The 13,187-nt window shown below is 40.7% G+C and carries 13 protein-coding genes; 8 read left to right on the forward strand and 5 right to left on the reverse strand.

The genetic code is table 11. The features are described 5' to 3' along the window. Positions 1–603: 603 nt before the first annotated feature. The gene (gene nifH, locus MSSIT_RS15430) at positions 604–1,431 is read left to right on the forward strand and encodes a nitrogenase iron protein (protein ID WP_048173468.1); all 828 of its coding nucleotides are present in this window, start codon (positions 604–606) and stop codon (positions 1,429–1,431) included. A gap of 311 nt (positions 1,432–1,742) precedes the next feature. After that, on the forward strand, positions 1,743–2,276 hold the full coding sequence (locus MSSIT_RS15435) for a pyridoxamine 5'-phosphate oxidase family protein (protein WP_048173469.1): 534 nt from the start codon (positions 1,743–1,745) through the stop codon (positions 2,274–2,276). A gap of 540 nt (positions 2,277–2,816) precedes the next feature. On the opposite strand, the gene anfK is transcribed toward MSSIT_RS15435, so the two are convergent. Genes anfK through MSSIT_RS15460 form a run of 5 tightly spaced genes read right to left on the reverse strand, consistent with a single transcriptional unit; the run spans position 2,817 to position 6,901 of the window. After that, entirely contained in the window at positions 2,817–4,205 is a 1,389-nt protein-coding gene (gene anfK / locus MSSIT_RS15440; RefSeq protein ID WP_048173470.1) for a Fe-only nitrogenase subunit beta, read from the reverse strand. 15 nt (positions 4,206–4,220) lie between these two features. Beyond that, on the reverse strand, positions 4,221–4,571 hold the full coding sequence (anfG, locus tag MSSIT_RS15445) for a Fe-only nitrogenase subunit delta (protein WP_048173471.1): 351 nt from the start codon (positions 4,569–4,571) through the stop codon (positions 4,221–4,223). 22 nt (positions 4,572–4,593) lie between these two features. Next, entirely contained in the window at positions 4,594–6,156 is a 1,563-nt protein-coding gene (anfD, locus tag MSSIT_RS15450) for a nitrogenase iron-iron protein, alpha chain (RefSeq protein WP_048173472.1), read from the reverse strand. Between the two features lie 33 nt (positions 6,157–6,189). Next, the gene (locus MSSIT_RS15455) at positions 6,190–6,627 is read right to left on the reverse strand and encodes a P-II family nitrogen regulator (protein WP_231589891.1); all 438 of its coding nucleotides are present in this window, start codon (positions 6,625–6,627) and stop codon (positions 6,190–6,192) included. Further along, the gene (locus tag MSSIT_RS15460) at positions 6,584–6,901 is read right to left on the reverse strand and encodes a P-II family nitrogen regulator (RefSeq protein WP_048173473.1); all 318 of its coding nucleotides are present in this window, start codon (positions 6,899–6,901) and stop codon (positions 6,584–6,586) included. The genes MSSIT_RS15455 and MSSIT_RS15460 overlap by 44 nt, the downstream gene beginning before the upstream one ends. Positions 6,902–8,224: 1,323 nt before the next feature. Here MSSIT_RS15460 and nifH (MSSIT_RS15465) point away from each other — a divergent pair. The 6 genes from nifH (MSSIT_RS15465) to vnfK are packed head-to-tail and all read left to right on the forward strand — an operon-like array spanning position 8,225 to position 13,030. Then, positions 8,225–9,052 (forward strand): nitrogenase iron protein, encoded by an 828-nt coding sequence (nifH, locus tag MSSIT_RS15465; protein ID WP_011021227.1) that lies wholly within the window; start codon positions 8,225–8,227, stop codon positions 9,050–9,052. A 19-nt stretch (positions 9,053–9,071) separates the two neighbouring features. Then, entirely contained in the window at positions 9,072–9,389 is a 318-nt protein-coding gene (locus tag MSSIT_RS15470; RefSeq protein ID WP_011021235.1) for a P-II family nitrogen regulator, read from the forward strand. 46 nt (positions 9,390–9,435) lie between these two features. Next, complete coding sequence (locus MSSIT_RS15475) at positions 9,436–9,807, forward strand: P-II family nitrogen regulator (RefSeq protein ID WP_048173474.1); 372 nt, start codon at positions 9,436–9,438, stop codon at positions 9,805–9,807. Between the two features lie 19 nt (positions 9,808–9,826). Continuing rightward, positions 9,827–11,269, forward strand: coding sequence for a nitrogenase vanadium-iron protein, alpha chain (gene vnfD, locus MSSIT_RS15480; RefSeq protein ID WP_048173475.1), 1,443 nt, complete (start codon positions 9,827–9,829; stop codon positions 11,267–11,269). Continuing rightward, positions 11,266–11,604: a V-containing nitrogenase subunit delta gene (gene vnfG, locus MSSIT_RS15485; RefSeq protein WP_011021238.1), complete on the forward strand. Its 339-nt coding sequence runs from the start codon at positions 11,266–11,268 to the stop codon at positions 11,602–11,604. Before vnfD ends, vnfG begins: the two co-directional genes overlap by 4 nt. Before the next feature lie 40 nt (positions 11,605–11,644). Beyond that, positions 11,645–13,030, forward strand: coding sequence for a V-containing nitrogenase subunit beta (gene vnfK / locus MSSIT_RS15490; protein WP_048173476.1), 1,386 nt, complete (start codon positions 11,645–11,647; stop codon positions 13,028–13,030). Positions 13,031–13,187 lie beyond the last annotated feature (157 nt).

Below are 13,187 nucleotides of genomic sequence, written 5' to 3' on the forward strand. Positions count from 1 at the left end.
TTTGGGGAGGGAAATTCTGTTCTCTTAAACATGGTGACGTACTGTTGGGTATGTTTTTTAACCAAAACAGCTGTACGTTTGTGATTTGAGGGTTTAAGCGTTATGTACTTAAACATAACGGTGTCATCTGTCCCATAAACCCACTGGCTTCTCAATTATGTTATTTTTTCTCTTCAGGTAATTAGTTATGTTTATATAAACATATCTGTATTTCTACCTTGAATTCAAATTTTTTCAGTATTATTTCTTTGTTGAAACGTTTATTGATACTGTTTATCCTTTCTGGGATTGCTTTTTACTTCCCGGTTATTTTCTCTTCCTAATTTGGGGGCGCTTCTAATTTGTCAATAGATATCTATTTATATTATTAGATAGGAAATAGGAAACTGTATTCCTTAATATAAAGATAGGTTATGTCCAATAAAACATAACACATTCTGATCTACATGTGGAGGTGTGTAACTGGAGCAGGCATACAAAATCTACAGAAAAAGTATTTTTATTCTGTCCGGTATGGCGGCCAGTTATTCCGAATACGGTGTTCAGAGGTGTAAATTCTGAGTTTTAAGGTCCGATTTGTAAAAAAGTATTGGAGGATTGTAATTGACAAGAAAAATCGCTTTTTACGGGAAAGGTGGTATTGGAAAATCCACCACTCAACAAAATACTGCTGCAGCTATGGCATATTATCATGGAAAAAATGTTTTCATCCACGGGTGTGATCCCAAAGCAGACTGTACTCGTCTGGCACTCGGGGGTGTGCCTCAGACCACAATAATGGATACGCTCAGAGAGCTGGGTGAGGAGGCCGTAACAGTTGATAATGTAGTTAACACCGGTTTCAAAGGAATCAGATGTGTTGAATCCGGGGGTCCGGAACCGGGCGTTGGGTGTGCTGGCAGGGGGGTCATCACTGCGATTAATCTTATGGAGGAGCTGGGAGCCTATTCCGATGACCTGGATTTTGTTCACTTTGATGTGCTTGGAGACGTAGTCTGCGGCGGATTTGCAATGCCAATTAGGGAAGGAAAAGCTCAGGAAGTATACATAGTAGCTTCGGGAGAAATGATGGCGACTTATGCAGCAAATAACATCTGTAAGGGTCTGCTGAAGTATGCAGAACAGAGTGGAGTGAGATTGGGCGGAATAATTTGTAACAGCCGTAAGGTCGATAATGAGCTGGAAATGATGGAAGAATTTGTTTCCGCACTTGGAACACAGCTGATACACTTTGTGCCAAGAGATAATATTGTTCAAAAGGCGGAGTTTAATAAAAAGACAGTGGTAGAGTTCGACCCGGAATGCAACCAGGCAAAAGAATACGGAAAACTCGCCAAAAAAATTCTTGAGAATGAAATGTTTGTGATCCCTAAACCGTTAAGTATGGATCAACTGGAGAAAATGGTGGCAAGATACGGTCTTATGGATTAATTTTTCAAGGGAAGGTCGCAAAAATAGTTACTCCATATGAATGTTACTCTATATATTGTCTGGCCGAGAGAATAAAATAACTGACTACTGGCAGAAGCCGGGTATTATCACTTTAAAAACTTCTTATAGAAGGTAGACGTTGGAGAAAATACCTGGCAGAAGTCATTATTCTTTAATAAATATTTTCCAAAAAATCTTTTATCCGCTGAATATACCGGAAAATTGCTTATTTGCCTTTAATATGCCAGCAGGACTAAGTCGCTAATATCTTTCTTACTCAACTAGAACAAATATGCATAGGGTGTTCTTTAATGGATCAGGTTCGTTATACCCAGAGAAAATGTACAGATAAGGAGAAAATAGAATCATTTCTTTTACAGGAAAGAACCGGTGTACTGGGGATGGTAAACGGTATTTTCCCTTATGCTGTCCCGATGAACTATGTATGGCACAAAGGTTCTGTTTATTTACATGGAATGGGATCAGGCAAAAAGGAAGAGATTCTTTCCCGGTGTCCGCCTGTTTGTTTCACGATATATAAGGAACATGGTACAGTGACCGACCCGGTTCCCTGCCATGCTGATACTGCATACATGAGCGTAATGATTTTCGGAAAGGCTGAAAAGGTGAGTGACAAGGAAGAAGCTGCTGAAGCCCTATGGAAGCTGGTTAATAAATATATGCCAGGGTATTACAATAACCCTTTAACCGGTACTTTTGTTGAGAAGTATCGGTCATCACTTGATGAAAATCCTGTTTCTGTTTATCGAATAACTCCGCAGTGGATGACAGCCAAAGAAAACTCAGTGGAGTCCGAAAACCTGTTTAATTTGGAAATAAAATAATTATATGCCAGGTTACATAAAGAGAAGGCGCTTTGGGGTAAAGCTCCAAAAACGCCTCTTGATACTGCTTCAAATATTGAACTCGTTTTTTTGTTATTGTCTTCCACAACTGCAATTTTCAAGACATTTCCCCCATTCAGATTGGAAATTAGAGTATATTTATATTAGAACTAAAATAGTTGTTTTCCTCTGAAACGTTCTGCTCCGTCACATAAGTTCCGAAGGGTTGTATTTCTTAAATAAAATGATTCTAACTTTACAACAATTTAACATACAGGTAAGATAACAGAAAAAGATAACAGAAAAACAGACAGCTAATAAAAGCAGTGTAGATGCACCCCTGCATTTTTTGTTTCGCAAAGGAGCAAGAGGGCGAAAGATTATCTTTTGCAATCGGATGCATCATCACATTTGAGTTTATGTCTACTGTTAATTGATCCTGCCAGAAATCAGTAACACTGTGAACTGGCAGACCCCAAAAAAATCTCAAGTGACTCTCACATGCTTGAGAGTCCAAAGGTTTTATTCAACGAATAAGCCTTACCATACATTCAGTATCCATTCCCTGTCTTTCTTATATTCCATATCGGTGAAGAGCGTGTTTGCCATCTGTTCAGCAAGCCATATAGCGCCTTCATATCCAACAACTGGATGGCGGTACATCCCTGCACGATCAAAAGTGGGGAAACCCACACGTACCATAGGGATGTTGTTATCGATAGCAGTCCATCGACCCTTGGAATGCCCCATAATCAAATCAAGTTCAACTTCCTTATCCTTGATCCTCCTTTCAAGTTCCCACATATCTGCATTCATAATAATTTCCATATCGAAATCGACTTTTTCCTGCAATTCTTTGATGCGTGGATCATCCGGATAAGTTTTGTTGTCATCTCCAAGAAGAAGAACCATAGGTTTCATCTCCATATCGAGGCAGAATTCGGCAAGACCAATGACAAGGTCTGGATTTCCGTATATAGCAACCTTCTTGTCTGCGAAAAACATGTGAGTAAGGTCAGTAATTGCATCGATTGCAATTCCTCTTTCGCGAACAAGTGATTCCGGAATTGGTTTTCCTGTCATTTTCTTCAAATTTTGCAGGAAAGTATCAGTATTACGGATTCCTATCGGAGTTGGTCCTATGATTGCAGGAACATCAAATTCGCTTTCAAGATATTTGGCGGCTTTTGCACCTTCATATCTGTTCAGTGCAATTGTTCCTGTTGCATTTGCAGTTCCGGTCAGATCTTCTATCGTTGTACTGCCATGGGCAACTCCACTTTTATCCGGCATCAAAGGAGAATCAAAGCTTTCGATTTCGAAAAGGACTGTTGCATCGATGTCCATTACTGACAAAAGATGCTTGAGTGCAGTAACATCTCCAGGATTGACCCATCCGGTGATCAGGTTGATTTTTCCATTAGGTTTATCTTTTTTGGCAAATTCCATTACTATATCATGGACCGCCACATCATAGCCAGTTACCATACTTCCTTTAAAACTTGGAGTATGGATAGGAATAAGGTGTACCTCCCGATCTGCATATTTCTCTGTCAGAAGCTTTTTGTTTAGTTTCCGAATAAGACCGTCAATATCATCTCCAATAACTTCAGTCGAGCACGTCGTGATGATTGGTATAACCTTCACATGTGGGTACCTCATCAAGAGCACATCGACAGCCTCTTCAACTCTATTGAGAGCTCCAAATACTGCACCGTCCTCATGTAGAGATGAGGATGCGATCTCGAAGCTATCCTTGAAATGCTGTGCGAGTAACATACGTACGAACATTACGCATCCCTGCCCTCCATGAACAATTGCTATACAGTCCTTTATTCCTATACTGGCATACTGTGCTCCGCAAGGCTGGCATGTGAATATAGGGTTGATAATTCCCGGACGTTCTCGTTCTTTTAGTTCACAAGACATAATATTTCCTTTTCCTCAATAGAGCGGGTTAGTGAGTTCTTGATTAAGTGACCCGTTAATAGTTAAGTAGTCGATACGGTCTTTTAGCCCCTGCATAAGCAGCTTGATGTCTTTTTTTTCCATCGTGCCCAGCCAGGGGTACCTCTTTTTGAAACCATTAGCCAGATACACAGCATCTACCCAATAGCATCTATCTGAAGGCGTGCTGAGATCAACAGGTTCGTCACACAGTAATTGCATGGTTTTCGTAAGGATCCCTTCATTTTGTCTCTCTCTGTCCCAGGAACGTGAATGAAACTGCCAAAGGCACCATTTCATAATAAAATCTACAAGCTGCTCTATTCTATCTTCCATAACGTCGTCCATTTATGACCTCCCCTTCTTTCCATTATGCCGTACCAAGCTGTTGTGATTCAAGCTTTGGATACGTTTTTCCACGTAATCTTGTAACAATATCCCAGTCGCCAGTATACGGCCTCTCCTCAGACGGAGTTGTTCCGTCATCAACAATATTTACATCGGAAATCATTTGTCTGGTCAAGAATCCTTTATCAGTGGGAATCTCATCCTTACTTATGTCCATGCCAGAAAGCTGGTGAATTGGCGAATATATTGCATTGTAAAGATCCCTGGCAAGCCTGACCCATCCTTCATACCCTTTATATGGGCCATTGTGATATCCGTGAATATTGAGATATTGGATTCTCATCTTTTTGGAGACCTCTCCCGGACGGACACCTGTAAGGACACAATCGGGTTGTAACATCTCCATAGCTTCCAGCCCTTCAAGTTCATTAGGATCGTCAATTGCAAGTGCCCCTTCACTGCACCGAGCAACACCTTTTTCAAAGTCTCCCTGATGGCCGAATTTTGAATACACTGAGACAACCTTAACTCCCATTTCCTCTTCAATTACATGTGCCCAATGCCAGAGTTTAGAACCACCAGGCCAGAGACAGATCTTTTTTCCTCTCAAGCGTTTTGCATACCAGTCAAGCTCTGGTTTCCATCTGGCGGTTTCTTCATCAATAATCGCCTGTGCTTCCTTTTCAAGCCCAAAAAACATGGCTACTTTCATAAGTGATGCCGATAGCGGTTCAAAACCATATCCATCGATATCAAGGCGTGGAGTCCCATATCTTTTTCTGAGCTCGTTACAGATGTACTCAGCAGAACGCGCACATTCAAGCACATTGAGGTGGGCCAGATGCATACCCCTCAGATCGTCGTAGGATCCGTTCCCGGTAAAGGTGGAAAGAACCTGAATGCCCATTCTCTGGAAATAATCCACCATGATTTCCGCATCCCCCTGGATATTATAGTCACCAACATAATTGATAACATATTTACTTTTTATTTCAGGTTCATATGTTCCAACTTTTTGATCTATCCAGGCAATATTGATTTTGTGATGCCCTCCAGATTGGCTGGGTCCCCCGAAACCTGGAGCATTGCAGACAAAAATGTCTACATCTGGCATTTCGGCCATCACTTTTTTAGCAACTGCAGCGATATCATCTCCAATAAGTGCCGAAGCGCAAGTTTGGTAGATAGTCATTCTTTTGATGTGGGGAAAAGCCTTGAAACAATCAATAATATTCTGTTTAAGCATTTTTTCAGCGCCGAATACGACGTGTTTTTCCTTCATATCAGTTGCAAAGGTATATTTAAGCTGAAAATTGTCGTTATCGCTGATGTAACGCTTAGTATGCCAGGTATCGTAGGTGCATCCAACCGGACCATGGCTTACATGAATGACATCCTTCATGGGTGCGCCTATAACATGTTTTGCACCACAGTAAGCGCATCCTCTTTCTGAAATCGTCCCAGGAATTGTGTTGAGATATCCAAGGGGAAGACAGGACGTCAAATCTTCACCCGGACCTTTTATAACAGCATGCATCGCCCTTTCGGGAATACATTCGCTACATTCAAAAGTATGATATGGCATCGGTTTGTTTCTCCTTATTTTTTCTTCTTATTTTTATAGAAGGGCACTATCTCCCTGGTCGTCTGTCCTCACTCGAATGGCATTATCCACCGGACAGATGAAAACTCTCCCGTCGCCAATCTGAGCTGTTTGATTGACTTTAATTATTGTGTCAACAGCAGTATCGACATCTTCGTCACTAACGATTAAGTACAGCAGACGTTTGGGAATGAATTCCATATATTTCATTCCAGCCAACAAGCCCTGATCCAAAAGACCGGGACGAATATCAATGTTGAGCTCTTCTGCAATACCTCGTTGCTTGCCTCGTCCAAATACCGGGACTACAGTTACACTCGGGATTCCAAGTTCCACAAGAGCTTCCTTTGTAGGTTCAACTTTTTTTGGACGAATTATTGCAATTATTTCTTTCAAAGCGGCACCTCTTTCAAAGCCCTGAAACTCCAGTACGTATCGTGTACGCGTCGTCAACAGGAGTTATAAAAATTTTACCATCCCCATAATTACCTGTGTACGCTTTGTATTTAATAAGTTTAGCAACTTCTTCAACAGACTTATCTTCAACGACTAGCATTATCACTGTTTTAGGAAGTTCATCATAATGTATTATTCCTACTGTAATTCCTTTTTGTTTCCCACGACCAAATACATCTATTTTTGTCAGTGAGAAAAAACCAGCCCCTTCAAGTCCGTCGATAACATCATCAGCGGCTTCAGGACGTATTATAGCTTTGATCATTTTCACATTAATCCTCCTTTTTCCATCATGCTTCCAATATGGAATTTCATCCTACGGCAAAGCCTTGTATGCAGGCAATGAGGCATGCATACAGAGTGGAATTTTGCACTTCAACATCCGATGTGCATAATTAACTTCTCTTTATTTTTCATAACCTCCTTTGTAGCTATTAACAGAGATATGTTTAATAAAACATAACAAATGTTATATTAAAGGAAAACAGATACCTATTTCCTATCCAATAATATAAATAGATTACTATTGACAAAAGAAAATTTAATCATTATTTGTCGACGAAAGCTCCCCGGAACAAAATATGGTTATGTAAAACTACACATAACGAATAATGACCACGAATTAAAAGTTCAGAGTCGGAGATAGCCAAAATGCTTCAAAAACATTCTAAATATGCATTTGGGCCGTTATTGAGGAGAGTCCCCATTACTTCAAAAAGTTTCATAATACAAAAAATGTACTTTTAAATAAAATCAATCAGTTGCTTCGCTATTTTGAGCAGGGATTCCAATCACTATTTAAATATGATTAAGTGTTATGGACTAAGTTTTTGAGTTTACATGTCCCCTCCAAATATACCAACTAATTTTCTTAAATAAGTACTCGTTTAATACTTTTTATGCGAAAAACTTAAGACGCATTCGTTTTTCATGTTAGTTTGTTATGTTCAGTCAAGCATAACCTGGTGAGGTACTTAGTTTCACGAGATAAAAAACCAAAATCCATTGAAATAAAATAGTTATGTTTACTTAAACATAACAATATGCAATTCACACCCTTTTGTACTGAAAGCTATGCACACTCACGATTTTGGAATTAAGTTTTTGTGTAAAAAGCATACTGTACTATGTTTTTCTTATTACATAATGATGCCGTATGCAATCGATAATTGACCCCTATCTTGTAAGTTTTATATTATACACAAACATAATTCAAACTCTTTCTTTTGGAATAAAATAATTATCGAGAAATTATACATAAATGGATACTGATATCTTTTTATAGTAACCGTTTTTCGAACTATACATATCTCTAATTTTTGTTTTTATCCCGTTTTCAAGTACCGGTGATAGATAATTATTTATAGTATTATATAGGAAATAGGTTACTGTTTTCCTAAAACTTAAATCAACGTTATGTTTGAATAAACATAATACAGATTAAATAATCAAAGGAGGCAGAAAATGGAGTAGGCAATTAGGGGAAATCTTGTTACTTTGGTTAGAAAATTGATTGATTTTTCAGAGTATGTTACTCAAGGAAATGAATTGTGATTTTTTAGATGATGTTTTTTAAAGTGTTGGAGGAGTAAAAATGACCAGAAAGATTGCTTTTTACGGGAAAGGTGGTATTGGAAAATCCACCACTCAACAAAATACTGCTGCAGCTATGGCATATTATCATGGAAAAAATGTTTTCATCCACGGGTGTGATCCCAAAGCAGACTGTACTCGTCTGGCACTCGGGGGTGTGCCTCAGACCACAATAATGGATACGCTCAGAGAGCTGGGTGAGGAGGCCGTAACAGTTGATAATGTAGTTAACACCGGTTTCAAAGGAATCAGATGTGTTGAATCCGGGGGTCCGGAACCGGGTGTTGGGTGTGCTGGCAGGGGTGTAATCACCGCTATTAACCTTATGGAGGAGCTGGGAGCCTATTCCGATGACCTGGATTTTGTTCACTTTGACGTGCTTGGCGACGTTGTCTGCGGCGGATTTGCAATGCCAATTAGGGAGGGTAAAGCTCAGGAGGTATACATAGTCGCTTCGGGAGAAATGATGGCGACTTATGCAGCAAATAACATCTGTAAGGGTCTGCTGAAGTATGCAGAACAGAGTGGGGTGAGATTGGGCGGAATCATTTGTAACAGCCGTAAGGTCGATAATGAGCTGGAAATGATGGAGGAGTTTGTTTCCGCGCTAGGAACACAGCTGATACACTTTGTGCCACGAGATAACATTGTTCAAAAGGCGGAGTTTAATAAAAAGACAGTTGTGGAGTTCGACCCGGAATGCAACCAGGCAAAAGAATACGGAAAACTCGCCAAGAAAATTCTTGAGAATGATATGTTCGTGATCCCCAAACCGTTAAGTATGGATCAACTGGAAAAAATGGTGGCAAGATACGGTCTTATGGATTAACCTGGGGGTGAGTTGGCAAATGAAGATGATTCGTGCTATATTAAGACCTGAGTGGACGGAAGAAGTAACCGATGGACTTTCAGAAGCTGGATATTATTCTCTTACAAAAATAAACGTTTTCGGTAGAGGAAAACAAAAAGGGATTACTGTTGGTGATATGCACTACGACGAACTTTCAAAAACCATGATCATGATGGCTGTGGAAGATGAAGCGGTTGAAGAAGTAATAAAAATCATTTCTGGTAAAGCATATACAGGCAGTATGGGAGATGGAAAAATCTTCGTGAGCCCGATCGATGACGCATACACGATTAGCTCGGGTGCAAAAGGATTATGAAAATAATTCTAAAAGCAGGAAATTTTGAAAACCGGGAGGTTTCCATATGAAAGAAGTTACTGCAGTTGTCAGACCCAATAAAATGTCTACCACAAAAGATGCACTGGATAAAATCGGCTTTCCTGCTATGACAGCAATTCCGGTATTAGGGAAAGGCAAGCAAAGAGGCATCTCCGGGGAACTTAACTTTTACATACAACCTAAGCTGCTTGCAAAAAGGTACAGTACAGGTATGAAATACATACCCAAAAGGCTTCTGAGCATAGTCGTAAATGACGAAGATGTGGATCTGGTGGTAAAAACCATTATCGAAGTCAATCAAACTGCCCAGATAGGGGATGGAAGGATTTTCGTTGAGCCGATTGATGATGTCATCAGGATCAGGACTGGCGAAAAAGGAGAACTATCTTTGAAATAAACAGACAAGGGAGTATAAGATGCCGTTAAAACTATTCTGTTGCGATGAATGCATACCTGAGCGAAAAAACCATGTTTACATCAAGGAAGAAGGGGAAGACACAACTGATTTTCTCCCACTGTCAAATATTGATACAATAGCAGGATCGTTGTCGGAAAGAGGTTGCAGCTATTGCGGAGCTAAACTCGTTATTGGCGGAGTAATTAAAGACTGTATTCAAATGATACACGGGCCTGTAGGGTGTGCGTATGATACCTGGCACACGAAGCGGTATCCCAGTGACAATGACAACTTTCAATTAAAATACATCTGGTCTTCGGATACGAAAGAAAAGCATATTGTGTTCGGCGCTGAAAAGCAGCTGAAAAAAGCAATAATGGAAGCTTTCCAGGAATTTCCGGAAATTAAGAGAATGTTTGTCTATACAACCTGCACAACCGCACTCATAGGAGATAATCCTAAAGCTGTATGCCGTGAAGTTCAGGAAGAGCTTGAAGATGTCGATATATTCGTTGTCGAATGTCCGGGCTTTGCCGGGGTCAGCCAGTCGAAAGGACACCATGAGCTAAATATTGGCTGGATGAGGGATAAAATAGGCACGCTTGAACCTGAAATCACAAGCGAATACACGATTAATGTCATTGGCGACTACAATATTCAGGGAGATACTTACGTCCTGCAAAAATATCTTGACAAAATGGGTATCCAGGTTATCGCACACTTCACCGGGAATGTAACCTATGACCAGCTGCGCTGCATGCATAGAGCAAAGCTGAATGTTGTCAACTGTGCTCGTTCTGCCGGATATATAGCTAACGAACTTAAGAGAGTATATGACATCCCTAGAATGGATGTTGATACCTGGGGTTTTGAATACGTCAAAGTAGCCTTGAGAAAGATCGGGGCTTTCTTTGGACTGGAAGATAAGGCTGAAGAGGTAATTGCAGAAGAAGTTGCAAAATACGAAGGAAAGCTTGACTGGTATAAGGAACGGCTCAAAGGAAAGCAGATATGTATCTGGACCGGTGGTCCAAGACTCTGGCACTGGACAAAGGCTCTTGAAGATGATCTGGGTATGGAAGTTGTTGCCATGTCCTCCAAATTTGGGCATCAGGAGGACTTTGAAAAAGTTATTGCCAGAGGCAGGATAGGGACCATCTATATCGATGATGGGAACGAGCTTGAATTCTTCGAGGTGCTAGATAATATCCATGCCGATCTGATTTTTACCGGGCCGAGGGTTGGAGACCTCGTCAAAAAACTGCATATTCCATACATTAACGGACATGCGTATCACAATGGTCCTTACATGGGTTTTGAAGGAGCAGTAAACATGGCGAGAGACATGTATAACGCGATATATTCCCCGATGTGGAAGTTAGCCGGAAAAGATCCCAGAGAGACAGATTCCCCTATGTGGAGCTTAACTGAAAAAGATTCTGGTGTGGTGCAGGAGTCATGAATGAAAAAATAGAGGAAATTACGGCTCTTATCCAGGAACGGTGTTTGTGGCAGTTCTTTTCAAGAAGCTGGGACCGGGAGGAAAACATTGAAGGTATTATGACAATGACCGGCAAAATCCTCAACGGCGAAAAAATAAATCTTGTAACTCCTGCAGATAAAGCATTTTATTCCGATGCAAAAAATCTGGCTGCAGATATACAAAATAAGATGCCCTGGATCTCCGAACTCGACAAATCAGGAATACTGGAGTTAGTTGAAGGCGTCAAAAAAAGACTGCTCCATATTACTGTAAAAAAGTCCCGGAACTGCGAACTGAACTTGCCAAATTATTAACTGAATAAAAATACCAGCTGAATCAAAAGGGGGTTAAAGTGTGTCATGTGAATTGATGTTGAAGGAAAGAACAGGAATAATTAACCCTATGTACACCTGTCAGCCGGCAGGTGCCCAGTATGCGGGAATTGGCGTAAAAGATTGCATCCCGCTTGTACACGGCGGTCAGGGCTGCAGCATGTTTGTCCGACTGCTGTTCGCTCAACACTTTAAAGAAAATTTTGATATTGCTTCCTCTTCTCTGCATGAAAGTGCTGCCGTTTTCGGGGGTGCAATAAGGGTAGAAGAAGCCGTTGAAACGCTTATTGCCAGGTATCCTCACCTGAGGATTATACCTATCATAACGACGTGTTCGACTGAAACGATCGGGGACGATATTGAAGGTATAATCCGGAAAGTAAATCAGAAAGTCAAGGAAAATCATCCTGACAGAGATGTAAAGCTCATTGCCATTCACACCCCAAGCTACAGCGGCAGCATGGTGACGGGATATGATAATGCAATCAGCGCTATGGTAAAAGCTCTTGCAAAAAAAGGTGAACCTTCCGAAAAGCTGAACATATTCACCGGCTGGGTCAATCCGGGGGATGTTTCCGAAATTAAACACATTCTATCTGAGATGCAGGTTGATGGAAACATACTCCTGGATACCGAGACCTTTGATTCTCCTATTATGCCGGATAAATCGGCATTCGCATATGGAAACACGACCATTGAGGACATAGCCGATTCTGCGAACGCTCTCGGATCGATTGCATTAAGCCGATATGAAGGAGCAAATGCTGCAGCATTTTTAAAAGAGAAGTTCGATGTGCCTTCAATTGTTACGCCAACGCCCATAGGCATAAACAATACCGATATCTTCCTTAAAAATATTAGCGAACTTACCGGTAAACCCATACCCGAATCACTGGTTATCGAACGCGGCAAAGCGATAGATGCAATTGTAGACCTGGCACACATGTTTTTTGCGAATAAAAAAGTAGCCATTTTCGGCAATCCTGACCTTGTGTTCGGTCTTGCACAGTTCTGCCTGGAATGCGAGCTTGAGCCGGTACTCTTAATGTTAGGCGACGATAACACCTCGTATAAAAAAGACCCGAGGCTCAAGGAACTTGAGGAAAAGGCAAATTGTGATATTCAGGTCATCTGGAACTCTGATTTATGGGAACTGGAAAGCCGTATCAAAAACAAAACAATAGACATTGATTTGATTCTGGGGCACTCAAAAGGCAGGTACATCGCAATAGATAATGATATCCCAATGGTCAGGGTAGGCTTCCCGACATTTGACAGGGCAGGGCTTTGGAAATATCCGGTAATCGGATACAAAGGAGCTGAGTGGCTGGCTGAGAACATTGCAAATACAATTTTTGCGTCCATGGAAAACAAGCATGACAGAGAATGGATTATCAATGTCTGGTAACCGAAAGGAGGCAAAAAATGGAGAATTATCTGGTGGTAGCAGCATTTGTTATAGCGGAATTGCGTGGGTATCCTGTTTAATGGCTTAAATTATAGCCAAAAACTCTTAACAATTTTTATTTTTTTTGGTTGTACTCAATTGTGTGAAAGGAATGAGG

The organism is Methanosarcina siciliae T4/M, from assembly GCF_000970085.1.
Lineage (GTDB): Archaea > Halobacteriota > Methanosarcinia > Methanosarcinales > Methanosarcinaceae > Methanosarcina > Methanosarcina siciliae.